The sequence below is a fragment of the Candidatus Paceibacterota bacterium genome, from assembly GCA_036517255.1.
GTDB lineage: Bacteria > Patescibacteriota > Minisyncoccia > Phycocordibacterales > WO2-35-19 > DATDXE01.
Genome location: DATDXE010000017.1, coordinates 21,252 through 44,568 on the forward strand (window position 1 = coordinate 21,252; position 23,317 = coordinate 44,568).

Here is a 23,317-nt window from a genome sequence, read left to right on the forward strand (position 1 = left end):
TGTGCTAGTCATATATTTTTTCATCCCAGCCTTTCTTGTGCTTGTTATCCTTTTTCTCTCAAAGCATAGGGAGATAAATGCAGGTACAAAAACATTTGTAGGTAATTTTTTATCTCGTTTTGATGTTTCTTCGGCTCGTATTATGAGCTTAATAAAGTATCGGATGTATCAGGTGGTGCAAACAGTAAGGTACCTACTTTTTGTTCATCTACCTGAAAAGAGTAAAGTAAAAATAAATAAAACTAAGGAAGCAGTCGAGGAAAGATATCGTAAACAGAAAGATGCGGTGATGGGTAAGAAAGAATTAAAACAAAACGGTTCCTCTTCGTTCTTTTTACACAAAATGAGTGAACATAAAAATAGCGCAGACTCGGAAGTAACCGAAGGTGGTGAAAGGGGTAGAATAGAGGATGAAAGTATAGGAAATTTGGAAGACAAAAACGAGAAGGATTGAAAGATTTTTTAAATAAGATAGTATTCAAGATCGAAGAGTATGCCGGCATAGCTCAGTTGGTAGAGCGCCACTTTTGTAAAGTGGATGTCCGGGGTTCGAACCCTCGTGCCGGCTCCAGTTTATATTTCACTTGTGGTAGCTGAATTTTCCTTATTCTTTTGAGCTTTTTCTCTTTCAGAATCGATCTTTTTCAGCTCTGGAATAATTTCTTTTATTTCGTCGACAGATTTAAAGCCGGAGTAGGTTTTTTCTTCGATAATCATCGATGGAGTATTTGTTATGGAAAACATTGATACCATAGTTTGCATGGCCGGAGTCTGTAGGCTACGGTCAAGCCAGTAGACTCTTATGTTTGGATAGAGCGAAGAAATTTTATCGAGGACTAGAGATTGTTTGCGGCAGTCAGAACAGTCCAAGTCGTGGAAATAAAGAATGGTAGACATTTTCTCTTTGCAACGGGTCGCTAATTCCCGCATGAGCAAATAATCTTTGATTTGTAAAAGAGAGTACTGTGTTTTGATGAGGACTACATTAGAATCGTCAGCCCCTAGTTGATTTTCCATATACTTCACTCTTTTTGCCATATCATTCAGTTCGAGGGTGAGCTCATTTTCAAGAGAAGTTTCAGAAATAGTATCCTCGCATGAAGCTATGCGGAGCAGGGAGAATTTTGTTTCTGTGGACAGAATATTAGTCGATATCTGCTGATAAATGTTTTCTAGCTGGTTAAGTTTCTTATCATTAATATAATCACTCACGAAGAAAGCTACGGCAAAAATACCGAGGGTTATAAAGAAAACCATTAAATATTTTTTCCAGTCAGTCATTTTATTTTATATTAACGCCAAGACGGCATCTTTGATGTCAGTGTGTAGTAAACCGACTTCATTAGCCAAAGTGGCGGAAACAGAGAGTATATTAGGCAATACGAGACAAAAGATGAGAATGATACTTTGCTTTTGGAAAGGCGTATTCCAATAACAATAGAAAATATCATAAATATATAAAGTACCGGTACCAAAAAGGCTATTGTTCGTGTGTCTATAAAAAATAGATCAAATTTTAAAAAATCAAGAATGTCGCTAGACCCAAAGCCGACAGCATTGATCTTGGCTATTTTAAACCAAGTAGATTTTACAAGGTAAATCCAACTCCAACAAAAAACATAAAAAACGGTGAAGTAGCTTATGATACCTATCGGCATAGAGAACAATCCAAAGTTGCCGAATTTTTTGTTGAAAAGAGCTCTTTTGTATTCTAGAACGTTGCCCAAGAAGCCTCTACTCCAACGTGTTCTCTGTTTAAACAACGATAACAATGTTGAAGGACCTTTTGTAAAAGCAAAAGCGGTATGACAGTGGTCCACCCTCATATTATTTGTCTGCATCCTGAAAGTCAATTCCAAATCCTCTAGATTATTTCCTTCTCTATACCCACCTACTTTTTTGACGGCTTCTGTACGAAAAACTGAAAAAGCTCCAGGGGCTACTAGTACACCACCTGAGAAACCAAGCATTTTTTTGACATAAGAATTCATTTGATACTCAACACTCTGGGCTTTTTGGACGATTGAAGATGGCTTGTTGATAAGAACCGAACCACCCACAGCCACAATTTCTGGGTCTGTAAAATATTTAATTATCTCAACCAAAGCTTTACTGTCTAAGGTCGTATCAGCATCAACAGAAGCCATAAGGTCAGTTTTGGAATGGTATAAGCCTAGATTGAGTGCCGAGTGTTTACCCCCATTTCTTTTTTTAAAAATTTTAATCCTCGATTCGTCTTTAAAACTTTGCATTACTTCCCATGTATTATCGGAGCTTCCATCGTCAATTATGATCATCTTCAATTTATCTTTTGGATATTCTAAGTTGTAAATTGAATCAATGGTGCCCCTTAGTGTTTTCTCCTCATTCCAACAAGGAACAAGAAAGGTAACACTCGGATACGAATCCAGTCCCATGTTGGTGGTTTTTTTAAAAAGAGTCTCTTTATTTTTTAAAAAAGAAAATAGAAAAAATACCTGCACGTATAGAGCAAAGAAAATGATTATATATAGAATTGTCGTCCAAATATCCAGCATTAATATTTAATATATAAACATAAAAAACACTAAAAAGCAATGATTTACACAATGTATTAACTCGCGAATACTATCACAAAACCCTTCGGGTTTCTATGAATTTTGAGGCTTATTGTGACCGGCGCCGTTTTTTCGTTATCTTAATAGTTTGACATAGGATATACATTGGATATACTTATTTACATGAGTACTAAATTATCAAAATGGGGCAACAGTCTTGCTTTTAGAATTTCTTCGTCTGTAGTAAGCAAGCTCAATCTTTCTTTGGGAGATGTAATGATGTTAAATATTAAAGGTAATTCCATAGTCCTTTCACCTAAAGTTTCTCTAAAACATGCTACTAAACTAATACCAATGAAAGAATTGGTGAAAGGTTTCAAGGGAAAGAAACAAAAAGATTATTGGGGCTTGCCTATGGGTAAAGAAGTATGGTAGTGAGAGAAAAATATATTCCAGATAGGGGAGATGTTGTTTGGCTTTCTTTTTCTCCCACCGAAGGTCACGAACAAAAAGGCCGAAGGCCTGGCTTGGTTTTGACTAGTAAAGAATTCAATCAAAAAGGAAGTTTGATGTTTGCTGTGCCCATATCTTCCAAGAAGAGAGGGTATGGCACTGAAGTTTCTATAAATACAGGAAAAGTAAAAGGAGTGGCTCTCGTAAATCAACTCAAAGCTGTAGATTGGAAAGCCAGAAAAGTAGAATTTGTAAGTGTAGTCTCTAATGAAGAGATAGAAAGAGCACAATTGATAGCCACCTCAATAATTCAAGGATAAGTTACCTAACTTTAGCTCCGAAGACTTTTTGGGTTTCGGATTCGAGTTTTTTGTGGAGGGAGTCGACTTCTGGATTAGTGAGAGTTCTACTAAGACTTCTATAAGTTATCCTATAAGCATAACTCACATTACCTTCGCCAAATTTTTCAGAATTTTCATATTTGTCTATGAGAGCCATTTCTTCCGCTAGGTCGCCCACCACATCACGCACTAGGTCGAAATAATCGTTTGGAGTGAAGCCATCTGACTTTACAATGAAAGAAATATCACGCACCACAGGTGGGTATTTCGATACTTCTACAAACTTCTGCCCCAATTTAAGTTGTTTTTTCACCCTCTCATCCTCTGACCAAAGCAGGCGGATATCGGGCAGCTCCATCGATATGATGGCAAGCCTCTCGAGGCCGAAGCCGAAAGCCCAGCCATTGTAACCTTCAAGATTCATTTTCGTGAGTACACTTTTCTTGGGCATGCCACCACCCATTATTTCTACCCATTGACCATTAATTTCTACTTCAATTTGTAGAGACGGATCGGTATAAGGGAAAGTATCATCCAGGAATCTGTATTTGGTATTTTTACCAAAAAGGTTTTCCACAATCTCACTTAAAACTTTTTTCAAACTATCGAGAGGCATTATACCCTCGCTATCTGGCTGCAAATAAAGCCCACCAAATTGATGGAAAATATTCATATGCCTACGATCGATCTCGTCTTTCCTGTAGACTTTGCCATAACAAAGCACGCCTAATTTTTCTTGTTTTACAATTCGTTCTTTAATTTCCGGCAAATTCAAATAGTAATGCCACATGACGGTATCGTGTGTCCTCAAAACATTTTTTTCATCCACATAATAGGTGTCGGACTTACTTCTAGCTGGGTGGTCTGGTGCAAAGTCAAACAAGTCGAAAAGAATATCAGTCGAAATTATTTCAGGAATATCGATAACATCGAAATCTTTTAAGACTGGTACCTTTTTCACAGTTTCTATTATGTTGAAAAGTGGGCTTCCTTCTGTCCGCGACAGATCCGGCATGGCTAAATACCTTTTTATTCTCATGGCTTCAGCGTCTGTACGTTTCTCTAGTCCTCCTATCAGTACTTCTTGTTCCTCAGTCGCCACCTTGTAAGATTTTTTCTCCATATCCTTAGTCTAATGAAAATCATGCTAAAATTCAACAATATGTCATGGCAATATACGGTTGGTCTTTCCGTCATAGAAGTAAACGAGGAGTCTCTAAAAAAGACTGGTTTTTCATATAAAAAAGTTGTTGTAGGGGAAGCGGTGCAAAAAGCCATATCTGAATGCATGGGAGCGGAGTATAAAAATCCTTCTTCCATGCGTCTCGATGCTCCGCATGCTTTTAGTTGCTCGTCTCTTATAAGCTATATTTTTACGAAGGCGGGAGTTTGGATGCCAAGCCTCTCAGTAGATAAATATGTTTTTGGAAAGGCTGTAGAAAAAAATGAACTCCAGTTTGGCGATCTAGTTTTTTCAAATACAGGTGAGGGCAGAATTTATTATGAGACGGTCGAATACCTACCTGGCACGAAAGTCCCAGAAGGTGTCGATCATGCTGGTATCTATCTAGGAAATGGGGAAGTACTTCACTCAAGCGATTCGATAGGTGAGGTAGGTTTGGAGAAAATAGATAAAGCTAAAAATTTCAAGCACATTGTCGGTTTCAGAAGAGTTTGTGATTTGAATGAAGAAAGATTTGTAGTTAATATTCCTAATGACAGGTCAGAATTAATGAATAGAGAAGCCTTTTTAAAAGAAATACAAAAATATGAAAGTCATTCTTGATGTGCCTTATTACTCTCAATTTAAAGTTGTCGAGAATATGGAATTGCAAAACAAAGCTTGTTCTTTAGTTTGTCTTAAAATGGCGATTGAATATTATTTTCCAGACAGAGGACAGGTTTCAGCAATCGATTTATTTGATGAAAGTGAAATTATTCAGAAAAGCATGTTGGAGAAAGGGCTGATTACGGAGAAGGTCGTAGCTCATGGTAGGTCACACGATACGATTGTTTTTGTCGCACACAACCATGGACTTTCGGCATACCGTGAGGAATTTCGATCAATCTCGGTAAATTTAGAGACACATGAATTTTTACCCAATTCTTACGATGAATATTTTTGGGCGAGAGGAATAGAGAAAATCAAGACTGCAATTAAGAATAATTCTTTAGTCATGACCTCGGTCTTCCCAGGTCTTTCTGATGGCAAATCCTTTCACACACTTTTGATTATCGGTTTCGAAGAGAGCGAGGATGGGGAATTGAAAGGTTTTTATTATCATGATTCTGATGCTGTAGGAGAGCCCAAAAATGCTCAATTTATCGACCTCCCCACCTTCAAAAAATTCTGGCGCCGGCTGGCTATTTTCTTGGGATAAAGAGCTTTCTTTTTGGTGGAAAAATTGCTATAATAGGGTGGCTAATATGCCTGAGATTAAAGGGAAAGAGGTCAAAAATAAAGTAGCATACGGAGCCGACTCGATCACAGTACTCGAGGGGCTTGATCCTGTGCGAAAGAGGCCTGGAATGTATATTGGTACTACAGGTCCTGATGGCTTGCATCACCTCATTTGGGAAATATTCGACAACTCGAGGGATGAGGCTATGGGCGGCTTTGCCGATGATATCGAGGTATCCTTGCTTCCAGGCAATCGTATCCGGGTAGTCGACAATGGTCGAGGTATACCAGTCGATACTCATAAACAAACAAAAGTTTCAGCTCTCGAAACTATCCTCTCCACTCTTCACGCTGGAGGTAAATTTGGTGGCGATGGATACAAGGTTTCTGGTGGTCTTCATGGTGTAGGCGCCTCTGTAGTCAACGCTCTCTCCGTATATATGCGAGCTGAAGTGCATCGCGATGGGGGAATGTTTATGCAGGAATATTCCAAGGGTAAGAAAAAAGCTGCAGTAAAAAAAATAGGTTCATCTAAACTACATGGCACGATTATTACTTTCCAGCCGGACGAAGAAATCTTTTCCACGGGAGAGAATAAAATAAAATTTGATTTCGATAGAGTAGTCTCACACCTGCGTCAACAAGCCTACCTAGTGAAAGGGCTCAAAATTTCAGTACTCGATTTGCGGGAGGTGGATGAAAAGAAAGTGAAAGATACGGAAGTCTATTACATTCGCGACCTACATCTCGATGCTCCTTCCATGAGTTTTTATTTTGATGGCGGCCTTGTTTCTCTGGTGCGTTTCTACAACCAAACCCAGAAACCGATTCATAAAAATATTTTTTATGTCGAGAAACAGGATGAAAATTTCGAAGGGGTGGAAATAGCTCTGCAGTATGTCGACGACATATCGAGTCGCCTCATGCCTTTTGCCAACAATATTTACAATGCCGAAGGCGGTACCCACATCACAGGTTTTAAGACAGCTTTAACGAGGACTCTTAATAGTTATGCCAAGAAAAATAATTTGGTAAAAGAAAGCGAGGACGCTTTTACCGGGGACGACTGTTTAGAAGGCTTGACCGCGGTTGTGTCAGTCAAACTTAGAGAGATTCAGTTTGAAGGCCAAACCAAAGGTAAACTCGGCTCCGTCGAGGCGAGGGGTATGGTGGATACAATATTTAGTGACAAATTCTCAGAATTTCTAGAAGAAAATCCTGATGACGGAAGGTCAATAATAAACAAAGTACTACTAGCTCTCAAGGCTCGCAAGGCGGCTAAAGCGGCGAAGGACTCGATTCTCAGGAAAGGCGCTCTCGAAGGGATGACTCTTCCAGGTAAGCTAGCCGATTGTCAAAGTAAATCAGCCGAAGAGTCAGAGCTTTTTATTGTAGAGGGGGATTCAGCAGGAGGTACAGCCAAAACTGGTCGCGACAGAAGGACACAAGCCATACTTCCGCTTCGAGGTAAAATTTTGAATATTGAAAGAGCGCGTCTCGACAGAATGCTTGGTTCGGAGCAAATCAAAAATTTGGTTATCGCTTTAGGTACCGCCATAGGTGATACATTTGATATCACTAAACTTCGATATCATAAAATGATTATAGCGACCGATGCCGATGTCGATGGCGCTCACATCCGTACCCTCATCCTTACCCTCATGTATCGCTACTTCAGGCCACTTATTGATGGGGGATTTATTTATATTGCTCAACCTCCTCTATATAAAATAAAAAAAGGCAGGGAAGTATTTTATGCCTACTCGGATGAAGAGAAAGCAAAAATAATGGGTCCAGCGACTGAAGCTTCGATGAGTGAAGAAAGATCCGAAGCAGAATCTGGAGAAACAATAGAGTCTGGAGAGGAAACTGAAGAATCGACTGAAACTGGTAAAATTAAATCAACGAAGGTTTCTGTCCAGCGCTACAAAGGTTTGGGAGAAATGAATTCAGAAGAATTGTGGGAAACAACCATGGATCCTAAACGCAGGATTTTGAAACTAGTTTCGATCGACGATGCCGCCGCTGCCGACAGGATATTTGATATTCTCATGGGTACAGATGTACCAAGCCGCAAATCCTTTATTCAGTCCAACGCTAAATACGCTACGATAGATATATAACCTACTCCAGTCTTTATCTTCTATCTTTTATCTCCAGTTTTATTTTATCTAAGAATTGGGAAAGTGGCATAGTACCTAATTTTTCATTTCGGAACTCGACAGCCACTTCTTTTGAATCCACCTCCTTATCTCCGACTACAAGCAGGTAAGGAATTTTCTGTGTTTTTGCCTCACGCACCTTTTTACCAAGTGTCTCATTTGATTCATCCACTTCTGCGCGCACCCCATTCTCCATAAGTTCTTTCTGTACTTCTTTTGCGTACACCAAGTGTTTCTCGCTTATCGGTAAAACGATAGCTTGTACAGGCGAAAGCCAAGTAGGGAAGGCCCCAGCATAATGTTCTACCAATATACCTATGAATCTTTCCAAAGAACCATATATTACTCTGTGGATTACAGCTGGAGTTTTTTTACTACCATCTCTATCAGTATACTCAAGCTCAAATCTTTTTGGTTGCTGAAAATCTAATTGCATCGTGCCCATCTGCCAATCTCTACCAAGGGCATCTTTCATTACGATGTCTATCTTTGGTCCGTAGAAAGCACCATCTCCTTCTGCCACAGAATATTCTTTGCCTGATTTTTCTAATACCTTTTTTAAAATACTCTCAGCTTTGTCCCAGGTTTCTATTTCTCCCAGGAAACCTTCTGGTCGAGTACCGAGTCTAAATTTGTATTCAAGATTAAATATTCCGTAAAAATCTTTACAGACTTGCATGATATGTTCATATTCAGATTCGATTAAATCTTCGGATATGTAATTATGTGAATCGTCTTGTTGGAATGATCGACAGCGTAACAGTCCATTTAGTGTTCCTGATCTTTCGTATCTATGGAGTCTATCAGTATCAGATAGACGAAGAGGGAGATTTTTGTAACTTACTTGCATCGACTTGAAAACTATCATTGCGTTAGGACAGTTCATAGGTTTAATGCCGTATATTTCGTTTTCCCCCATATCTGCAATAAACATATCATCCTTGTAATAATCCCAATGACCTGATGTCTTCCAAAGTTCAGCTTTATTCACCAGAGGACTTGCAATTTCCATGTAATTAAACTTTACATGTTCTTTCCTCCAGTAATTTTCCAATTCCTTATACAATATCAATCCTTTTGGTAGCCAATAAGGCATTCCAGGCGCTGTTTCGTGGAACATATATAGACCAAGTTCTTTCCCAAGTTTTTTATGGTCTCTTTTTTCTGCTTCTTCTCTTAACTTGATGTGGTTTTCAAGTTCCTCTTTGGTATTAAATGCTAAGCCGTAGATGCGAGTAAGCATTTTATTTTTTTCATTGCCACGCCAATATGCTCCAGCTAAGCGGTCAAGTTTGAAGCTATCCGGATCGATTTCTGAAAGAGCTACAGCATGGCCACCTTTGCAGAGATCTACTAACCCACTACAAGTATAAAAAGTAAGATCTTTACCTTCTTTAGAAAATTCTTCCGCTAGTTCTATTTTATATTCATTCCAAGAAAATTCTTTTCTGACTTCGTCAAGGGTGACGGTTTTTCCAGTCCACTCTGTCCATTTGGGTAACATTTCTCGCATTTTTTCTTCAATTTTGGGCAAGTCTGCTTCAGAAATAGGTTTGGGCAAATCGAAGTCTTGGTAGAAGCCATCATCAATTGCAGGACCGATAGCATTTTTAGCACCAGGGTAAAGTTCCTTCATGGCAGCAACCATAAGGTGAGCGAGAGAGTGTCTTATATGGGGAAGTTCTTTTTCTGACATATTTTAATAATAGCAAGGTTAATTTAATCCGCCAGCTGAAGGAGCCGTATTGTTGACTTTGGAATAAGATGGTTGTATCGTTGGTGGTAGGAGGTGTCTATGAGTTTGGCACTAGCTACAGCCATAGAGAACTTCTTCTTCGCCATCTTTCGGAGTATGAGATTTTGGCGATGAGGATTCTCTAGGACGCCTCGTTGCATTTAGGTGTAGCGGGGCTTCCTCATTTCTACAAAACTTTTGCTTTTTCGGCTACTAACGATTTTTCGCCGTTGCGGAGAGTGACACGGGCTTTGATAGCGATGCATTTATCGGTTGTAAATATATCTTTGAATTCAGCTAGGGTACGAGGGAAGACAGCCATTTCGATCGAGTCAGTGAGGTCAGCTATTTTGGTAAAAAGCATTTTGTCACCGTTTTTAGTGAGGTGTGGTTTTATTTCTTCTAGTATTCCGCCGACCACTACCATTTCTCCTTCTTTTACCTCCTCCTTTATTTTTTTGATGGTCATTTTTTGTGATTCTAGTTTTTCTTTGAATTTATCGAGTGGATGACCAGAAACATAAAGTCCCAAAAGTTCTTTTTCCCAAGCTAATCTTTCTGTTGCCCCCACTTCTGGCACATCATTTAATCGAAGTGGAGTGTGTCCTTCTGAAACGGAGGAAAAGAGGGAATTGTGACTATTGACCGTTCCCATTTCCTTATTATATTCAAGTAGTCTTTCGGTATGGGCTAAAAACTTTCCTCTTTCTCCCATCGAATCAAAGCAACCCGACTTTACAAGAGCCTCCAATGATTTTTTATTCAAATTTCTGTCTTGAATGCGCACTAGAAAATCCTCCATAGACTGGAATTTTCCGTTTTTCTTTCTTTCTTCTATTATTGTTTCCGCTATACCTTCACCAAAGTTTTTAATTGTGGTGAGGCCAAAGCGTATTTTACTCGCCCCGCGAAGCTCGACTGGAAGCTCGACTGGAAGGTCGACTGGAAGGAGATGCGAAGTGGTGGCTTTTTCCTTTGGTTTTACAACAGAGAAACCAGCGAAGCTCTCGTTTATATCTGGAGGCAATACCGGAATTCCCATACGAGTACATTCACTTATAGTTTCCGCTATTTTTTCTACATCTCCCGAATCAGCCGTGAGTACTGCTGACATATATATTTCAGGGAAATTGGCTTTCATATACGCTGTCTGGTAAGCCACTTTGCCATAACTTGCAGCATGAGCTTTGCCGAAACCATAGGCAGCGAAAGGCTCGATCAATTTCCACAATTTTTCTGCCAGTTTTTTCGAAAGTTTGCCATATTCTATAAAGCCTTTGATCAGTTTTTCTTTTTCTGCTGCCATGACTTCAGGAATTTTCTTGCCTATGGCTTTGCGTAATTTGTCTGCATCGAGCCAAGAATAGCCACCGAGTTTGATGGAAGTCATGAGCACATCGTCCTGGTATACCAGTAGCCCGTTCGAGAATTCCAAGTATTCTTTCATTCGTGGATCTTCGTAGACGACCAATTCCGGGTTATGTTTCCGTTCTATGTATTCAGGTATGGTTTCCATTGGTCCCGGACGGTAGAGGGCGACCATGGCGTTGATATCGTGAATGGTCGAAGGTTTTAGCTCTTTCAGGAACCTCGTCATACCAGAGCCATTCAATTGGAAAAGACCTATGGTTTCTCCCAAAGCCAACATCTCAAAAGTTTTTTTGTCGTCGAGTGGAATGCTTTCTATATTCACCTCTATATTTTCTATTTTCTTTACTCTGCGCACAGCATCGGCCAATATAGCCAAGTTTTTTATTCCAAGAAAATCAAATTTCAGAAGTCCTGCTTCCTCTACTGCATGCATATCGTATTGAGTGATCAGGTGGTCACCGCTTTTGGTATCAAATTGGAGCGGCACAAAATCAGTAAGTGGGGTGGGGGATATCACTACTCCTGCCGCGTGAACGGAGATGTGGCGAGCACAACCTTCTATTTTTTTGGCCATGTCTATTATGGTCCTAGTGTCCTCATCTTTTTTATACAATTCAGCTAGGTCTGGATTTTCCTTCATTGCTCGATCGATCGTCATGGGGAAGCCCTGCGCTCCCATCGGAATAAGTTTAGCTATCATGTCACCTGCTCCGTATGAAAAACCGAGAGCTCTCGCTGTATCTCGCACTGAACCTCTTGCCATCATGGTTCCAAAAGTGCCTATTTGGGCTACATGCGCGTCACCGTATTTTTGTTTGGCGTAGGCTATCATCTCATCTCTCCTATCATCGGCATAATCCATATCTATATCGGGAGCGGAAGGTCTCTCTGGGTTTAAAAATCTTTCAAATGGTAGTTTGTATTCAAGGGGATTTACATTAGTAATCCCGACACAATATGTGGTAAGCGAGCCAGCCACTGAACCTCTGATCGTTGTCAGTATCCCGTTTTCATGTGCGTATCTAAGTAGGTCGGCGACTACTAAAAAGTAGGGCGAATAACCCTTCTTTTTTATTATCCCAAGTTCATATTCAAGCCTCTCTTCTACTTCTTTCGATTTTTCTAAACCTCTTTTTTCTATTCCAGCATAAGTCAGTTCCGTCAGTTCATCATCATGCGATTTTCCGGAAGGGAGTTTGAGGTCAGGGAAAACCCATTTACCAAGCTCAAGTTCGATATTGCACATACTTACCACTTTCTCGTTTCCTTCTAGAGCTTGAGGCATATCCTTAAATCGTTTCTGCATCTCTTCTTGCGAAGTAAAAGAAAAATCCTCATCGTGTTCATCAAAACCTCCTCTTTCGCTTCTGCTTGGGGGCGCTCCTTGCATCACGGCCATCAGTGTTTCTCTCGCTTTTTTGTCCTCTGGGTTGATGTAATACACATCCTGTGAAGCGACAGGTAGCACTTTCATGTCGATCGCTAGTCCATAAAGTTTCTTCATGTGCTCGCTATGTCCTGGCATCTCTGGGTGGTGTGTCAGCTCTATGAAAAACTTTTCACCAAATATTTTTTGATACCACTCTATGAGCTCGCGTGCTCCTTCCTCGTCGCCCCGCCTCAAAATATTTGATACATCTCCGCTCCATGATGAAGAAATGCATATAAGTCCATTATTATGTTTTTCCAAGAGGTCCTTATCGATTCGAGGTTTGTAATAAAAACCTTCTATATATGAAGCAGTAACTATTTTTAAAAGATTTTTATAGCCCTCGATATTTTCTGCGAGGAGAATGAGTCGCGTTCTGTCTTTATCGACGCCGGCCTGCTTGTCTAATCTTGTTCTACTTGCTACATAACAATCTACTCCGATGATCGGTTTGATCTCTGCCTTCTTGCATTCTTTATAAAATTCGATTGCTCCATACAAATTTCCATTGTCGGTAAGAGCTAATGCTTCCATGCCGTCTTTCTTTGCCGCTTCCACCAGCTCTGAAATTTTTGGCAATGCTTGGAGGAGGGAATAGTGGCTATGGACATGCAAATGAGTAAATCGCATCTGCTCATATTAATTTAAAAAAGGAAATAAGGAAACCTGCTCGACGAAAAGGCGGGGACAAAAATCTTATCCACAATCACACTTGTTCTTTATTTTTACTTTCGATATTATCTACTCGGGAATGCAGTGGATTCCCTCACAGGAAGAGGAAAAAACACAATGCACACGGCTTTCAGCACTTTCGAACCAGTGACCGCCGGCACCAGCAAAAATGGTATCGAGCTGCGCGCGGTCACCACCGAAGACATCACCACGAAGATCAGCGCGCGCGGCATCATCCGTCGTCGCGGCTAACCAGTGGATCTGTCCACCCCCCAACCCAACCCCGGCGTTCGCGCGCCGGGGTTGTACTTTTTATATAAAAGTTATCCACAACTGGCCATTGTTCTATCAATGCCAGAAGTTACAATTAATTCAGCAAAGTAGTACCACCCTCTCTAACGAGAGGATGCAATTTGATGTAAAGGGAGAATCACTCAATGCTCAACGCAACCAAGAAGATCAGTCAGAAGGCCGCCGCGAAGGAAAAGAAGTAGTAGCAGCTACTCTGGCTCGATAGAGTTCAACCCACTCGCCCCGAGCAATCGGGGCGGGTTTAATTTATATTTTAATGGCTCCCCAACCACTCAAATACCGGTATTTGAGTGGTTGGGGTAGAATGCTTACATGAAAATGGTAGTGGGAATAGACGAAGTAGGAAGAGGCCCTCTTGCTGGGCCGGTGACGGTGGGAGCTTTTATAGCTCCATATTCTATGCGAGGCAAACTTATAAAACTTCTTGGAGGCAAAATAAAAGATTCTAAAAAATTGACTCATGAACAACGTTCTTCGATTAATCGCAGTATTTGTGACTTAAAACAGCAGGGAAAAGTAGATTTTAGAATAACCCATATCTCAAATTCAGCGATAGATAAAAAAGGTATTTCCAAAGCAATCACACAGGCAATTACCTTATCTCTTAAAAAATTACACCACAAATTTTCCAACACCAAGGGTGACCCTTTGTCGGTTAGGCTTGATGGATTGCTTAAGGCGCCGGAAGAATATAGGAGTCAGAAGACTATAATAAAAGGGGATGAGAAAGATGTTTTTATCGCCTGCGCTTCTATCGTGGCTAAAGTTAAACGTGATCGGCTTATGTCTCGCTTGGCTAAAAAATACCCTCTATATGCTTTCAATATCCACAAAGGCTATGGTACAACTAAACATAGACAGCTAATTAAAAAATATGGTCTATCTTCAATCCACCGTTTAACTTTTTGCAAAAATATCTAAAACAATGTAATATACCAGCATGGTTGTCAGGATGCGACATACGAGGTCCCAGAGAGGAAACACACGAAGCCATCATGCTTTGACGCCGGCTTCTTTGAAGTTGTGTTCCGAATGTGGTCAACCGAAGTTGCAACACGCCGCCTGCCCTAATTGTGGCAAATATGGCGGCAGGGAAATTGTAAATGTCACTGCCCGACTAGCCAAAAAAACACAAAAGAAGAAAGAATCGAAGGTCAAGAATTAGAATCAGTCGCTGATTCTTTTTTGTTTATTCGTGACTCTTAATTTTAGCTTCTTTAAAACAAAGTTCTTTATGGCAAATAGGCACCTTGCACGATCAACAGTTCTACAAACACTTTACGAATGGGATTTCGGCGAAAAGAAGTCCAACACTAAGGAAATTTTGGACCGTGATATGGCTGAATTCGCACCCGACTCGAACGACAGGACTTTCATGCAACGTCTTCTCGTTGGCGTTACTTCCAAGTTTCAAGATCTCGATGTCATTATAGAAAAGGCTGCGCCCGATTGGCCTATCGATAAAATAAGTGTTATGGATAGGAATATATTGCGTCTCGGCCTTTACGAGCTTCTTTTCTCTGACAGGGCCGAAGTACCTCCAAAGGTAGCTATCAATGAAGCTATCGAACTTGGTAAAACGTTTGGTAGTGAGAGCAGTTCCAAGTTTATAAACGGAGTGCTGGGCGCTGTCTACCGAGAAATGGGTGAACCAGGTAAGGATGACAAAGCTCTTCCTAAAAAACCTATACCCCTGGAAGCCCTTGCTGGGGCTGTGGTATATGCCAGAAAAGACAATGATGTGTATCTCTGTCTTGTCCATGATGTATTCGGCCACTGGACTCTTTCCAAAGGTCATATTGAGGCTTCACTCGATATCAAGCTTGAGCTCAAGAGGGCAATCAAGGAAGAGATCGGTATTGATGTAAAACCTTCTGAACATTTGGGTCACACCGAATACGGTACCTTTGATCCAGAAAAAGGCAAAATAAAAAAACGAGTAGAGTATTATCTTGCAGAAACAGAATATGCCGATGTTAGGCTTAAAAGTTCTGGAGGCCTGGATGATGCCCAATGGTTTCGCTTGGCTGATATCCTTGACTTGAATTTTTATGATGATATCTTGCCTATTGTGACCAAAGCTATCGATATCCTAGTTAAAAGTCCATAAAGTTTATAAAGTTATGCGCGATTTTGCAGAATTCGAAAATATCATCGGAATAGAGTTTGAAAATAAAAACCTGCTACGCCAGGCTTTTACTCACAGGTCATATCTCAATGAGAATAGGGGAATGAAAGGTGGCCATAATGAACGCCTTGAATTTTTAGGCGACGCTATCCTAGAACTTGTGGTCACTCACTTTTTATATGACCTCTATCCTGTAAAGACTGAAGGTGATCTCACCTCTATCCGCTCGGCTTTGGTGAACGCTCAAACCTGTTCCACTATCGCTAATGAAATAGAAGTGAACGATTTCCTCCTTCTTTCGCGTGGTGAGGCTAAAGACGTGGGCAGAGCCAGGCAATATATTTTAGCTAACACTTTAGAGGCTGTGATAGGAGCACTTTACCTTGATCAGGGTTACGAAAAGTCCAAAGATTTTATATACAAATTTATAACTCCGCTCACAGAAAAAATAGTGAAAGAGGGCTTGTGGACGGATGCCAAATCTCGTTTACAGGAAAAAGCTCAGGAAATAGAGGGAGTGACACCATCATACAAAACGATAAAAGAAGTCGGTCCTGATCACGACAAGAAGTTTACTGTTGGTGTGTATCTCGGGCAAGATATGGTATCTCAAGGAGAAGGGGATTCGAAACAAGAGGCTGAACAAGAAGCGGCTGGCTATGCTCTAAAACAGAAAGGTTGGGGTAACTAAAGAAAATAAAATAAACCTTATTCCAATTCAGGAGCCTTTTCTTTTGTTGTAGTACTAGCACTCTCTATCATGGCTTCCTCCTGGATTCTCAAAGCGACTAAAGCTGAAGCGGTATTCTCAAGAGATACCTGGTCAGCCTCGTATTGGTTTGCCAACTCATCATCCTTGTAGTATCCGTAAGTCAAAAAAGTGCTACCGATAGCTGCCAGCATCACTAGAGCTGAAGCAAAACCTCCTACATGTGTATCTTCGTTCATTTTTTTATATTATTATTTTTAATTTTTAATCTAAAACTTCAATCTTTTCATTAGGGATTTTATTTTGGCCCCACCCCTTCTTAGGAGTGTTTCCCTCTTTTCTTTGGATGAGATCATCTCCCTCATTATCTCATCTTTTACTTCGTCTATAGCCGCGTATAAATCATCTTTTTCCACAGCGGCATAATATTTTCTACCGTGTGATACAAGCGACACTTCAGCTCTGAAAACGTCACCATTTCTATGATGGTGGGTTATCTTACCCACTTCGACCATGGCTAGGGCCTCTTCGTTCTCCTCATGAATGTACTTTTCGAGCGATAAAATTCTTTTTTCAACATAATCTTTGATCGCAGAAGTGAGTTCTATTGCACTTCCCTTTATCTGTACTTTCATTACCTTTCATTCTAATTTCAATATTTAAATATGTCCATAAATACTGGGGAAAACAGTAGGAATTGAAGCTAGTGTATACTTATAAAATGTCCCAATTTCTCACAAAAATGCTTAAAAATCTCAATACTCCGGATAGGATTCAAGATTATTTGGATCAGCTACCTTTCAATTTTGAGAAGAATGGTGAGACGTACTTTTCTCCATTAAAAGTACTGGAAAATAAAAGAGCGCACTGTTTTGAAGGGGCATGTTTTGCTGTGGCGGCGATGCAGGCGAACAACAAGAAGGCCTTTCTTTTAGATTTAAAAGTGAAAGATTTAAATAAAGACAGTGATCATGTTCTGGCTGTGTATAAACAGGCTGGATGTTGGGGGGCGATCAGTAAAACCAATCATGCAGCCTTGCGCTGGCGCGATCCTATATACCTATCGATTCGGGAACTCGCCACTTCATACTTCCATGAATATTTTTTAAGTGTTAGTGGCGAAAAGACTCTTCATTCATATTCCCAACCTTTTGATATTTTGAAGAAGTTTGGAAAAGTTTGGATGAATTCAGAAGAAGATCTGGATGATATAGCCCTCGCTCTCGACAAGAGTAAGCATTTTAATTTTTATCCTGAAAAGTTAAAGAAGTACATTAGGAAAGTGTCAAAAATAGAGAGAAGAGCGGGAGGGATAGAGGAGTGGAAATTAGGCAGGAAATAGGGTATAGTAAGGGCTACTAATTAAAGGTTATAAAACATATCTAAAATGCGAAATTTCATAACAATAGCGGTAATCGTGATCATCATTGTTCTTATAGCTATCTTTGGCTTGGGTGGAGGAGAAGCTACTCCTAACCAATCAAATAATGAGGGGGCGGTAGAGGGGGAGTACTCCATAAAAGAAATAATGGCCAAAGGCGAAGCTTATCAATGCTTTATAAAAAAGGGTGATGCGAGTGGTTCAGTCGACGGAGTGGTGCTTGTGTCTGGGGAAAACGCTCGCGCCTTCTTTACCTTAAGTGCCGAAAATCTTGAGTCTTCATTCAATAGCAACTTCATCGTAACTGGCGGGGTGTCTTATATATGGACTTCTATTTCACCTCTCGGTTTTAAATTACCTGCTGTAAATAGTACTCGTGGTAGCTCTTCTGCCGCAGAGCAAGCAAGTATCATAGGTCTCACAGATAAAGAAAATATGAAATGTGAGCCGACTGAACCAAATGAAGACAGTTTTAAACTTCCGGTAGGAATTAACTTCCAGGAAGTTAAGTAATCATGGAATTCCTATTTCTAATTGGCAGAGTTCTTTTTGGTGCGCTGTTTGTGTACAACGGCTGGAGTCATTTGGCTCACAACACCTCGACTTCTCTCTATGCTCAGTCGAAAGACGTGCCCATGCCTCGCATCACTGTGTTTGTAACTGGTATCGCTATAATTGCTGGTGGCCTAGGAATTATTTTGGGAATATACGTTAAGCTTTCTGTCTTCCTTCTCGCCTTCTTTCTCTTAGGCACCCTAGTGAAAGTACATACTTTTTGGAAGCACAGCGACATGAGTTCCAAAGCCCAAGAGCGCAATGAATTTCTCAAAAATGCCGCCCTTCTCGGCGCTCTTCTCATGTTTCTCTCCGTTCTCGAGCCTTGGAGTTTGTCGTTTTAACTAACCAAGGGTCACCCTTGGTTAGTCTTTTAACCCATCGATCTTGCTTGCCAAGATGAAGTCATTTTCTGATAGGCCTGATATTGCGTGTGTGGAAAGACGGATGGTTACCTTCTTATAATCATGCAAATTAATGTCTGGGTGATGGCCTTCGGCTTCAGCAATCTTACCCACTTCATTTACAAAATTTAGAGCATCCTTGAAATCTTTAAAAACATAATTTTTCTCCAGCTCTTTGTCCTCGATTAGCATCCAATTTTCATCTACTTCCTCCAGCATTTCTTTAACTTCTATTTTATCAAAAGGCTTGATCTTACCTTCACATGGTACGCAGTGTTTTTTTGACAAGTCATTCATGGTTACATTTCTTTGTTTCCAGTATGGCTACGTGGCACTCCGAAAGTTATCGGAGCATTCTTAATAGCCTCCAATATTTCGTCGTCGCTATCTGTAAGAACAAATAATGAGAGATCGCTTTTGTCTATCATATTTTCTTTCGACATTTTTTCTTTAAAGAACGCGACTAGCGGTTCCCAGTACTCTACCCCCACTAAAATGATGGGTACTTGAGATATTTTGAGAGTTTGAACCAGAGTCAATATTTCTGAAAATTCGTCTAAGGTGCCGAATCCTCCCGGGAAGAAGACGTATGCCTCTGCCGAGAAAGAAAGAGCCACCTTCCTACTGAAGAAATGATGGAACATCATTTTACCAGTCAAATATTTGTTAGTTACCTGGCCTTCTGGCAGTTCAATGAGGAGTCCTATTGAATTACCTCCAGCCTCATATGCTCCACGATTACTTGCTTCCATGATGCCTGGGCCACCACCAGTGACTATTGAATAATGAAGTTCTTCGACTATTCTTTTACCAAGACCACGAGCTTTTTCGTAGTAAGGGTCGTTTTCAGGTGTTCTAGTCGAACCAAAAACAGTCACTGATTTCGGATAATTTTTTAGAAATTCGAAACCTTCTGAAAATTCTTTCGATATGAGGGCTACTCGATCGAGTGCTATCTCCGACATCTGTTCGAAGGTGAGAGAGGTAAGTGGTTTTTGATTGTTCCCAGTATCCATTGCAGTGTTTCTTATCTTTGTTAATCTTTAATCAATTGTCGTTTAATCAATTGTGAGTATAATCATAATCTATATGAAAAATTTATCAAAAAGGGAGTGGGTAGCTGTCAGCGTCTCTTTGGCTTTCGTGGTCTATATTATGTTCGGTAGTACTGTGATGAGCGTCTTTAATAGGTCTTCTCAAGGTGATGTAGCCGCAGTGGAGTCTATCTTTAATAGCAACGATAATCAAAATATAATGAATGAAAGCGTAGCGGGTGGTGTCATGACACAAGATCTATCTATCGGTTCAGGCCCAGAAATTCGTTCTGGTATGGCTGTTTCTGTTCACTATGTTTTGAAACTTTCTGATGGCACTTTGATCCAAGATTCTAAAGTTGTTGGTGGGGGAGAGCCGTTCACCTTTCTTTATGGAGCAGGACAGCTTATCCCTGGTTGGGAGATGGGTATAGAAGGTATGAAAGTCGGTGGCAAGCGCCTTATCACTATCCCTCCTGCTCTCGGCTACGGCTCTCAAGCAGTCGGTCCTATTCCTGCCGAGTCTACTCTCTTCTTTGAAATCGAAGTAGTCAGCGCAGAGTAGAGTAGAGACCCTTTCCCTAATATGTTATAATGAGCCAATGAGAAAAAGGCTTATAAAATCAAACAAAGGTAAGCATCTCCCTGTCTTTTTAGAAAAAGATGAGGACGGCTTTTATATTGTTGAATGCCCTGTTTTTAGGGGTTGTTATACACAAGGTAAGACAATAGACGAGGCGCTTACAAATATAAGGGAAGTAATCGATTTGTGTTTAGAGGAGACGGAAAACCAAAAAGTTCTAAAATCATATTTTCCTACCGAAATAAGTTTGCACACAGTTAGCGTCTAAGTATTTAAGATGGGAGACAAAATTCCATCATGGCCGTATAGGAAAGTTGTTAGAAATTTAGAAAAGTTGGGTTATAAAATAGTACGCCAGAAGGGGAGCCATATCAGAATGTTTTGTTCAGGTAAGGACCCAATCACAGTTCCCGCTAACAGTCCTGTAGCTCGTGGTACTCTCCGTAAAATTCTCCGTGATATTAATGTTAATCTGTCTGATTTTTTGGATATTTAATAGGTTATATAACTTTAAAATCTAAGTTCTTGCGATCGAGGTCGGCGGAGGCGAGGCGGACTTTTATTTTGTCGCCTAAAGAGTATTTCTTCTTGGTGCGAATACCGATAACAGCATAATTCTTCTCATCTAGGACATAAGTATCGTCCAACATTTCCTTTAGTTTTGCCATACCTTCCGCTTTGGTATTTGGCTCTTCGATATAAATACCCCATTCAGTCACTCCAGAAATGATACCTTCAAATTCCTGACCGATTTTGCCCATCATATATTCCACTTGTTTGTATCTTATGCTTTCTCGTTCAGCTTGGGTTCCTGCAATTTCTTTTTCGGTGGCGTCGTCGCAGATTTTCTGGAGTTCTGCCATTTCATCCTGTCCGATTTTGCCATTGTTTAAATGTTTTTCTAATGTTCGGTGGATCACCAGGTCGGGGTAACGGCGAATAGGGGATGTGAAATGGGTGTAATATTCAAAAGCTAGTCCGAAGTGGCCGATATTCTTGGTCGAATAGACTGCTTTAGCCATCGATTTTACAGCCGCTGTGCGCACTAGCCCTTCGCTTGGATGGCCAGAGAGTTCCATAAGGAGTTCATTTATTTCTCTTGCCGTTATTCCATCTTCTATTTTCAACTCATGGCCCAAGGCTCTCACAAATATTGCGAGCTCCTGAAGTTTATCCATATTTGGAGAATCGTGTATTCGGAATATAGAAGCTCCGCCACGCTTTTCCAAGTGATCAAATATAAATTTGGCTACCTCACGATTGGCGAGAAGCATCCACTCCTCGATCATTTTCATAGTATCGACCCTAGCTTTCTTAAATACTCTGATCGGCTTTCCTGTTTCATCAAGTTCAAATTTCACTTCTTCCGTTTCAAATTCGATGGCTCCATTTTCTTTATTTTCTTTTCTGTATATTTTCGCTATTCTATCAAGCTCGCTCAATTCATACCCAAAGTTCTTATCACTTAATTCTTGGTTCTTTATTCTTAGGTCTATTACTTCCTGCGCTTCTTCGTATGAAAATCTTTTATCAGAGTTTATGATGCTCTTGCCAAACCAGCGCGACTTCACTTTTCCGCTTTCTTTCTCTAAGTCAAATATGGCTGAAAAGGCTAGGCGGTCCACATTAGGGTTGAGCGAACAAAGTCCGTTTGAAAGTATTTCTGGAAGCATGGGTATAGTACGGTCGACAAGGTAAACGGAAAACTCTCTCTTCCTAGCTTCTTTATCTAGTAAGGTGCCGGGGCGCACAAAATGCGACACATCGGCAATATGCACTCCTATTCTATAAGTATTTTTATCGACTTCTTCAAAAGAAAGGGCATCGTCGAAGTCTTTAGCATCGACTGGGTCTATGGTGAAGGTAGTCACTCCTCTTATATCTTTACGAAGCTTAGCCTCCTCGCCCATTCTAGCTTCTTCTTTTTTGGCAATTTCCGTAGCTTCTTTTTCGACTTCAGGAGGGAAGTCATAGATGATACCTTTATCAACAAGAATAGAACGCATCTCTGTCTCATGTAAACCTTTCTTTCCTATTATTTCTACTATGGTGCCGGAAGGATTTATTTTAGGGTCAGTCCATGCGTCCATTTTTAACAAGGCCTTCATTTCCTCTTTCACTTCAGATGAAGGATTTTTGATTTCAATATTTCTGTAGAATTTGAAATCGTCGGGAATAAGTAAAAAGCCAGTAGCCGATTTTTTTATGGTACCCACGAAATCAGTTTTGTTTCGTTTGATTATTTTTATTACCCGACCTTTCTTTTTGTCGTATGATTTGCCGGTGATCTCTATTTCCACCTCGTCCCTATTCAGGGCGCAGTTTAGATCCTCTTCAAAAATAATCACATTTTCTCCTTCAGCTTCCGTCTCACTTATTAATTCTACAAACCCGGTCGGTTTAGAAGTTATTTTTATTATGCCAGTTTTATTTTCCTGTAAGTTCATTTAGAGCTTTAAAGTAACACGTTTTTTCCATATCTACAATTAGACGTGACATGATATTTGGAGGGTGTATAATGCAGACATCTCGGACGGTGCCCTATGTACCGTCGCAGTCAAGTTGCCGTCACTATAGGGTGATGGTTGTTGTGCCCTCATTTGGACCTCAGTCTCTCAGCAGGATTGGGGTCCACGGGGGCTTTTTGTTTGCACTTTTTTCATATATTTGTTAATGTATTTCTCGCAATGCTATCGATACGACTTCAAAGAGTGGGCAGAAAACACGAGCCGTTGTTTAGGCTCGTTTTGACCGATTCCAAAAATTCCACTAAAAGCGGCAAATTTCTAGAAATACTAGGCTCTTACGATGCCCGCCGATCTGAAAAAGCAGAATTTAATAATGAGAAAGTTTTACACTGGATTTCCAAGGGAGCACAGCCGTCTGACACAGTTCACAATCTTTTGTTAAAAAGAAGCCTGATAAAGGGTGAGAAAAGAAACGTTCTTTCTAGAAAGCCTGTGCCCCCTAAAGCAGAAGAAGTTACTCCAGTAGTGGAAGCTCCAGTCCTAGAGGCTGTAGTTGAAGCTCCAGTCGCGACAGAAGAAGTCGTTCCTCCAGAAACAGCTCTGGTTGAAAATGTTACAGAAGAAGTAGTACAATAAAGTTGA

At 40.4% G+C, this 23,317-nt stretch carries 27 protein-coding genes and 1 tRNA gene; 18 read left to right on the plus strand and 10 right to left on the minus strand.

Annotation, left to right across the window (positions count from 1 at the left end; translation table 11 throughout):
* Nucleotide 1: 1 nt before the first annotated feature.
* Complete coding sequence (locus VJH67_03475) at nucleotides 2–454, plus strand: hypothetical protein (GenBank protein ID HEY4516218.1); 453 nt, start codon at nucleotides 2–4, stop codon at nucleotides 452–454.
* 41 nt (nucleotides 455–495) lie between these two features.
* Nucleotides 496–571: transfer RNA gene (locus VJH67_03480), tRNA-Thr, on the plus strand.
* Nucleotides 572–573: 2 nt separating this feature from the next.
* Here the strand turns inward: VJH67_03480 and VJH67_03485 are convergent.
* Nucleotides 574–1,281 carry a thioredoxin family protein gene (locus VJH67_03485; protein ID HEY4516219.1) on the minus strand — a complete coding sequence of 236 codons (708 nt, stop codon included), beginning with the start codon at nucleotides 1,279–1,281 and terminating at the stop codon, nucleotides 574–576.
* 11 nt (nucleotides 1,282–1,292) lie between these two features.
* Complete coding sequence (locus VJH67_03490; protein ID HEY4516220.1) at nucleotides 1,293–2,417, minus strand: glycosyltransferase family 2 protein; 1,125 nt, start codon at nucleotides 2,415–2,417, stop codon at nucleotides 1,293–1,295.
* Between the two features lie 303 nt (nucleotides 2,418–2,720).
* On the opposite strand from VJH67_03490, the gene VJH67_03495 reads away from it, so the two are divergent.
* Both VJH67_03495 and VJH67_03500 read left to right on the plus strand, forming a co-directional pair.
* Nucleotides 2,721–2,972 (plus strand): hypothetical protein, encoded by a 252-nt coding sequence (locus tag VJH67_03495; protein ID HEY4516221.1) that lies wholly within the window; start codon nucleotides 2,721–2,723, stop codon nucleotides 2,970–2,972.
* Nucleotides 2,966–3,310, plus strand: coding sequence for a type II toxin-antitoxin system PemK/MazF family toxin (locus VJH67_03500; protein HEY4516222.1), 345 nt, complete (start codon nucleotides 2,966–2,968; stop codon nucleotides 3,308–3,310). Before VJH67_03495 ends, VJH67_03500 begins: the two co-directional genes overlap by 7 nt.
* A gap of 1 nt (nucleotide 3,311) precedes the next feature.
* Here the strand turns inward: VJH67_03500 and VJH67_03505 are convergent, their stop codons facing one another.
* Nucleotides 3,312–4,454 carry a hypothetical protein gene (locus VJH67_03505; GenBank protein HEY4516223.1) on the minus strand — a complete coding sequence of 381 codons (1,143 nt, stop codon included), beginning with the start codon at nucleotides 4,452–4,454 and terminating at the stop codon, nucleotides 3,312–3,314.
* 39 nt (nucleotides 4,455–4,493) lie between these two features.
* Here VJH67_03505 and VJH67_03510 point away from each other — a divergent pair, with 39 nt between their 5' ends.
* From VJH67_03510 to VJH67_03520, 3 genes are read left to right on the plus strand one after another with little or no spacing between them, the layout of a single operon-like run.
* Nucleotides 4,494–5,117, plus strand: coding sequence for an NlpC/P60 family protein (locus tag VJH67_03510; GenBank protein HEY4516224.1), 624 nt, complete (start codon nucleotides 4,494–4,496; stop codon nucleotides 5,115–5,117).
* Nucleotides 5,101–5,712: a C39 family peptidase gene (locus tag VJH67_03515; GenBank protein ID HEY4516225.1), complete on the plus strand. Its 612-nt coding sequence runs from the start codon at nucleotides 5,101–5,103 to the stop codon at nucleotides 5,710–5,712. Before VJH67_03510 ends, VJH67_03515 begins: the two co-directional genes overlap by 17 nt.
* A gap of 46 nt (nucleotides 5,713–5,758) precedes the next feature.
* Complete coding sequence (locus VJH67_03520) at nucleotides 5,759–7,855, plus strand: DNA topoisomerase subunit B (protein HEY4516226.1); 2,097 nt, start codon at nucleotides 5,759–5,761, stop codon at nucleotides 7,853–7,855.
* A gap of 13 nt (nucleotides 7,856–7,868) precedes the next feature.
* Here the strand turns inward: VJH67_03520 and thrS are convergent, their stop codons facing one another.
* Entirely contained in the window at nucleotides 7,869–9,590 is a 1,722-nt protein-coding gene (gene thrS / locus VJH67_03525) for a threonine--tRNA ligase (protein HEY4516227.1), read from the minus strand.
* A 226-nt stretch (nucleotides 9,591–9,816) separates the two neighbouring features.
* Entirely contained in the window at nucleotides 9,817–13,059 is a 3,243-nt protein-coding gene (gene dnaE, locus VJH67_03530) for a DNA polymerase III subunit alpha (GenBank protein ID HEY4516228.1), read from the minus strand.
* A 159-nt stretch (nucleotides 13,060–13,218) separates the two neighbouring features.
* Here dnaE and VJH67_03535 point away from each other — a divergent pair, with 159 nt between their 5' ends.
* From VJH67_03535 to rnc, 5 genes are all read left to right on the plus strand, one after another.
* Nucleotides 13,219–13,353 carry a hypothetical protein gene (locus VJH67_03535; protein HEY4516229.1) on the plus strand — a complete coding sequence of 45 codons (135 nt, stop codon included), beginning with the start codon at nucleotides 13,219–13,221 and terminating at the stop codon, nucleotides 13,351–13,353.
* Nucleotides 13,354–13,725: 372 nt separating this feature from the next.
* Nucleotides 13,726–14,334: a ribonuclease HII gene (locus tag VJH67_03540; GenBank protein ID HEY4516230.1), complete on the plus strand. Its 609-nt coding sequence runs from the start codon at nucleotides 13,726–13,728 to the stop codon at nucleotides 14,332–14,334.
* 31 nt (nucleotides 14,335–14,365) lie between these two features.
* Nucleotides 14,366–14,578, plus strand: a complete 213-nt coding sequence (gene rpmF / locus VJH67_03545; protein HEY4516231.1) for a 50S ribosomal protein L32 — start codon at nucleotides 14,366–14,368, stop codon at nucleotides 14,576–14,578.
* 69 nt (nucleotides 14,579–14,647) lie between these two features.
* Nucleotides 14,648–15,523: a transcription antitermination factor NusB gene (gene nusB / locus VJH67_03550; protein ID HEY4516232.1), complete on the plus strand. Its 876-nt coding sequence runs from the start codon at nucleotides 14,648–14,650 to the stop codon at nucleotides 15,521–15,523.
* A gap of 13 nt (nucleotides 15,524–15,536) precedes the next feature.
* A complete protein-coding gene (gene rnc, locus VJH67_03555) occupies nucleotides 15,537–16,232 on the plus strand; it encodes a ribonuclease III (GenBank protein ID HEY4516233.1) in 696 nt (231 codons plus the stop codon).
* A gap of 17 nt (nucleotides 16,233–16,249) precedes the next feature.
* Here the strand turns inward: rnc and VJH67_03560 are convergent, their stop codons facing one another.
* Nucleotides 16,250–16,489 carry a hypothetical protein gene (locus VJH67_03560; GenBank protein ID HEY4516234.1) on the minus strand — a complete coding sequence of 80 codons (240 nt, stop codon included), beginning with the start codon at nucleotides 16,487–16,489 and terminating at the stop codon, nucleotides 16,250–16,252.
* A gap of 30 nt (nucleotides 16,490–16,519) precedes the next feature.
* Nucleotides 16,520–16,885, minus strand: coding sequence for a ribosome-associated translation inhibitor RaiA (raiA, locus tag VJH67_03565; protein HEY4516235.1), 366 nt, complete (start codon nucleotides 16,883–16,885; stop codon nucleotides 16,520–16,522).
* Between the two features lie 86 nt (nucleotides 16,886–16,971).
* Here raiA and VJH67_03570 point away from each other — a divergent pair, with 86 nt between their 5' ends.
* The 3 genes from VJH67_03570 to VJH67_03580 are packed head-to-tail and all read left to right on the plus strand — an operon-like array spanning nucleotide 16,972 to nucleotide 18,530.
* Nucleotides 16,972–17,592, plus strand: a complete 621-nt coding sequence (locus tag VJH67_03570) for a hypothetical protein (GenBank protein ID HEY4516236.1) — start codon at nucleotides 16,972–16,974, stop codon at nucleotides 17,590–17,592.
* Between the two features lie 45 nt (nucleotides 17,593–17,637).
* Nucleotides 17,638–18,144 (plus strand): hypothetical protein, encoded by a 507-nt coding sequence (locus VJH67_03575; GenBank protein HEY4516237.1) that lies wholly within the window; start codon nucleotides 17,638–17,640, stop codon nucleotides 18,142–18,144.
* A 2-nt stretch (nucleotides 18,145–18,146) separates the two neighbouring features.
* Entirely contained in the window at nucleotides 18,147–18,530 is a 384-nt protein-coding gene (locus VJH67_03580) for a DoxX family protein (protein ID HEY4516238.1), read from the plus strand.
* A 21-nt stretch (nucleotides 18,531–18,551) separates the two neighbouring features.
* Here the strand turns inward: VJH67_03580 and VJH67_03585 are convergent, their stop codons facing one another.
* Together VJH67_03585 and VJH67_03590 are read right to left on the minus strand one after the other, a co-directional pair.
* Entirely contained in the window at nucleotides 18,552–18,887 is a 336-nt protein-coding gene (locus VJH67_03585) for a 4a-hydroxytetrahydrobiopterin dehydratase (protein ID HEY4516239.1), read from the minus strand.
* A gap of 2 nt (nucleotides 18,888–18,889) precedes the next feature.
* Nucleotides 18,890–19,606, minus strand: coding sequence for a TIGR00730 family Rossman fold protein (locus VJH67_03590; GenBank protein HEY4516240.1), 717 nt, complete (start codon nucleotides 19,604–19,606; stop codon nucleotides 18,890–18,892).
* Nucleotides 19,607–19,679: 73 nt separating this feature from the next.
* On the opposite strand from VJH67_03590, the gene VJH67_03595 reads away from it, so the two are divergent.
* Together VJH67_03595 and VJH67_03600 are read left to right on the plus strand one after the other, a co-directional pair.
* Nucleotides 19,680–20,189, plus strand: a complete 510-nt coding sequence (locus VJH67_03595) for an FKBP-type peptidyl-prolyl cis-trans isomerase (protein ID HEY4516241.1) — start codon at nucleotides 19,680–19,682, stop codon at nucleotides 20,187–20,189.
* 37 nt (nucleotides 20,190–20,226) lie between these two features.
* The gene (locus VJH67_03600; GenBank protein HEY4516242.1) at nucleotides 20,227–20,475 is read left to right on the plus strand and encodes a type II toxin-antitoxin system HicB family antitoxin; all 249 of its coding nucleotides are present in this window, start codon (nucleotides 20,227–20,229) and stop codon (nucleotides 20,473–20,475) included.
* A 232-nt stretch (nucleotides 20,476–20,707) separates the two neighbouring features.
* On the opposite strand, the gene rnr is transcribed toward VJH67_03600, so the two are convergent.
* Nucleotides 20,708–22,654: a ribonuclease R gene (rnr, locus tag VJH67_03605; protein HEY4516243.1), complete on the minus strand. Its 1,947-nt coding sequence runs from the start codon at nucleotides 22,652–22,654 to the stop codon at nucleotides 20,708–20,710.
* Between the two features lie 240 nt (nucleotides 22,655–22,894).
* On the opposite strand from rnr, the gene rpsP reads away from it, so the two are divergent.
* The gene (gene rpsP / locus VJH67_03610; GenBank protein ID HEY4516244.1) at nucleotides 22,895–23,311 is read left to right on the plus strand and encodes a 30S ribosomal protein S16; all 417 of its coding nucleotides are present in this window, start codon (nucleotides 22,895–22,897) and stop codon (nucleotides 23,309–23,311) included.
* The last annotated feature ends 6 nt before the right edge of the window (nucleotides 23,312–23,317 follow it).

What these genes read in the sequence shown, in the direction of transcription:
- rpmF (HEY4516231.1), top strand. Translation starts at nt 14,366, where the DNA reads ATGCGACATACGAGGTCCCAGAGAGGAAACACACGAAGCCATCATGCT.
- VJH67_03495 (HEY4516221.1), top strand. Translation starts at nt 2,721, where the DNA reads ATGAGTACTAAATTATCAAAATGGGGCAACAGTCTTGCTTTTAGAATT.
- VJH67_03560 (HEY4516234.1), bottom strand. Translation starts at nt 16,489, where the DNA reads ATGAACGAAGATACACATGTAGGAGGTTTTGCTTCAGCTCTAGTGATG.
- rnc (HEY4516233.1), top strand. Translation starts at nt 15,537, where the DNA reads ATGCGCGATTTTGCAGAATTCGAAAATATCATCGGAATAGAGTTTGAA.
- VJH67_03500 (HEY4516222.1), top strand. Translation starts at nt 2,966, where the DNA reads ATGGTAGTGAGAGAAAAATATATTCCAGATAGGGGAGATGTTGTTTGG.
- thrS (HEY4516227.1), bottom strand. Translation starts at nt 9,590, where the DNA reads ATGTCAGAAAAAGAACTTCCCCATATAAGACACTCTCTCGCTCACCTT.
- VJH67_03595 (HEY4516241.1), top strand. Translation starts at nt 19,680, where the DNA reads ATGAAAAATTTATCAAAAAGGGAGTGGGTAGCTGTCAGCGTCTCTTTG.
- VJH67_03575 (HEY4516237.1), top strand. Translation starts at nt 17,638, where the DNA reads ATGCGAAATTTCATAACAATAGCGGTAATCGTGATCATCATTGTTCTT.
- VJH67_03520 (HEY4516226.1), top strand. Translation starts at nt 5,759, where the DNA reads ATGCCTGAGATTAAAGGGAAAGAGGTCAAAAATAAAGTAGCATACGGA.
- VJH67_03540 (HEY4516230.1), top strand. Translation starts at nt 13,726, where the DNA reads ATGAAAATGGTAGTGGGAATAGACGAAGTAGGAAGAGGCCCTCTTGCT.
- VJH67_03600 (HEY4516242.1), top strand. Translation starts at nt 20,227, where the DNA reads ATGAGAAAAAGGCTTATAAAATCAAACAAAGGTAAGCATCTCCCTGTC.
- VJH67_03510 (HEY4516224.1), top strand. Translation starts at nt 4,494, where the DNA reads ATGTCATGGCAATATACGGTTGGTCTTTCCGTCATAGAAGTAAACGAG.
- VJH67_03535 (HEY4516229.1), top strand. Translation starts at nt 13,219, where the DNA reads ATGCACACGGCTTTCAGCACTTTCGAACCAGTGACCGCCGGCACCAGC.
- VJH67_03485 (HEY4516219.1), bottom strand. Translation starts at nt 1,281, where the DNA reads ATGACTGACTGGAAAAAATATTTAATGGTTTTCTTTATAACCCTCGGT.
- VJH67_03570 (HEY4516236.1), top strand. Translation starts at nt 16,972, where the DNA reads ATGTCCCAATTTCTCACAAAAATGCTTAAAAATCTCAATACTCCGGAT.
- VJH67_03515 (HEY4516225.1), top strand. Translation starts at nt 5,101, where the DNA reads ATGAAAGTCATTCTTGATGTGCCTTATTACTCTCAATTTAAAGTTGTC.
- rnr (HEY4516243.1), bottom strand. Translation starts at nt 22,654, where the DNA reads ATGAACTTACAGGAAAATAAAACTGGCATAATAAAAATAACTTCTAAA.
- dnaE (HEY4516228.1), bottom strand. Translation starts at nt 13,059, where the DNA reads ATGCGATTTACTCATTTGCATGTCCATAGCCACTATTCCCTCCTCCAA.
- rpsP (HEY4516244.1), top strand. Translation starts at nt 22,895, where the DNA reads ATGCTATCGATACGACTTCAAAGAGTGGGCAGAAAACACGAGCCGTTG.
- VJH67_03580 (HEY4516238.1), top strand. Translation starts at nt 18,147, where the DNA reads ATGGAATTCCTATTTCTAATTGGCAGAGTTCTTTTTGGTGCGCTGTTT.
- VJH67_03490 (HEY4516220.1), bottom strand. Translation starts at nt 2,417, where the DNA reads ATGGGACTGGATTCGTATCCGAGTGTTACCTTTCTTGTTCCTTGTTGG.
- nusB (HEY4516232.1), top strand. Translation starts at nt 14,648, where the DNA reads ATGGCAAATAGGCACCTTGCACGATCAACAGTTCTACAAACACTTTAC.
- raiA (HEY4516235.1), bottom strand. Translation starts at nt 16,885, where the DNA reads ATGAAAGTACAGATAAAGGGAAGTGCAATAGAACTCACTTCTGCGATC.
- VJH67_03505 (HEY4516223.1), bottom strand. Translation starts at nt 4,454, where the DNA reads ATGGAGAAAAAATCTTACAAGGTGGCGACTGAGGAACAAGAAGTACTG.
- VJH67_03585 (HEY4516239.1), bottom strand. Translation starts at nt 18,887, where the DNA reads ATGAATGACTTGTCAAAAAAACACTGCGTACCATGTGAAGGTAAGATC.
- VJH67_03590 (HEY4516240.1), bottom strand. Translation starts at nt 19,606, where the DNA reads ATGGATACTGGGAACAATCAAAAACCACTTACCTCTCTCACCTTCGAA.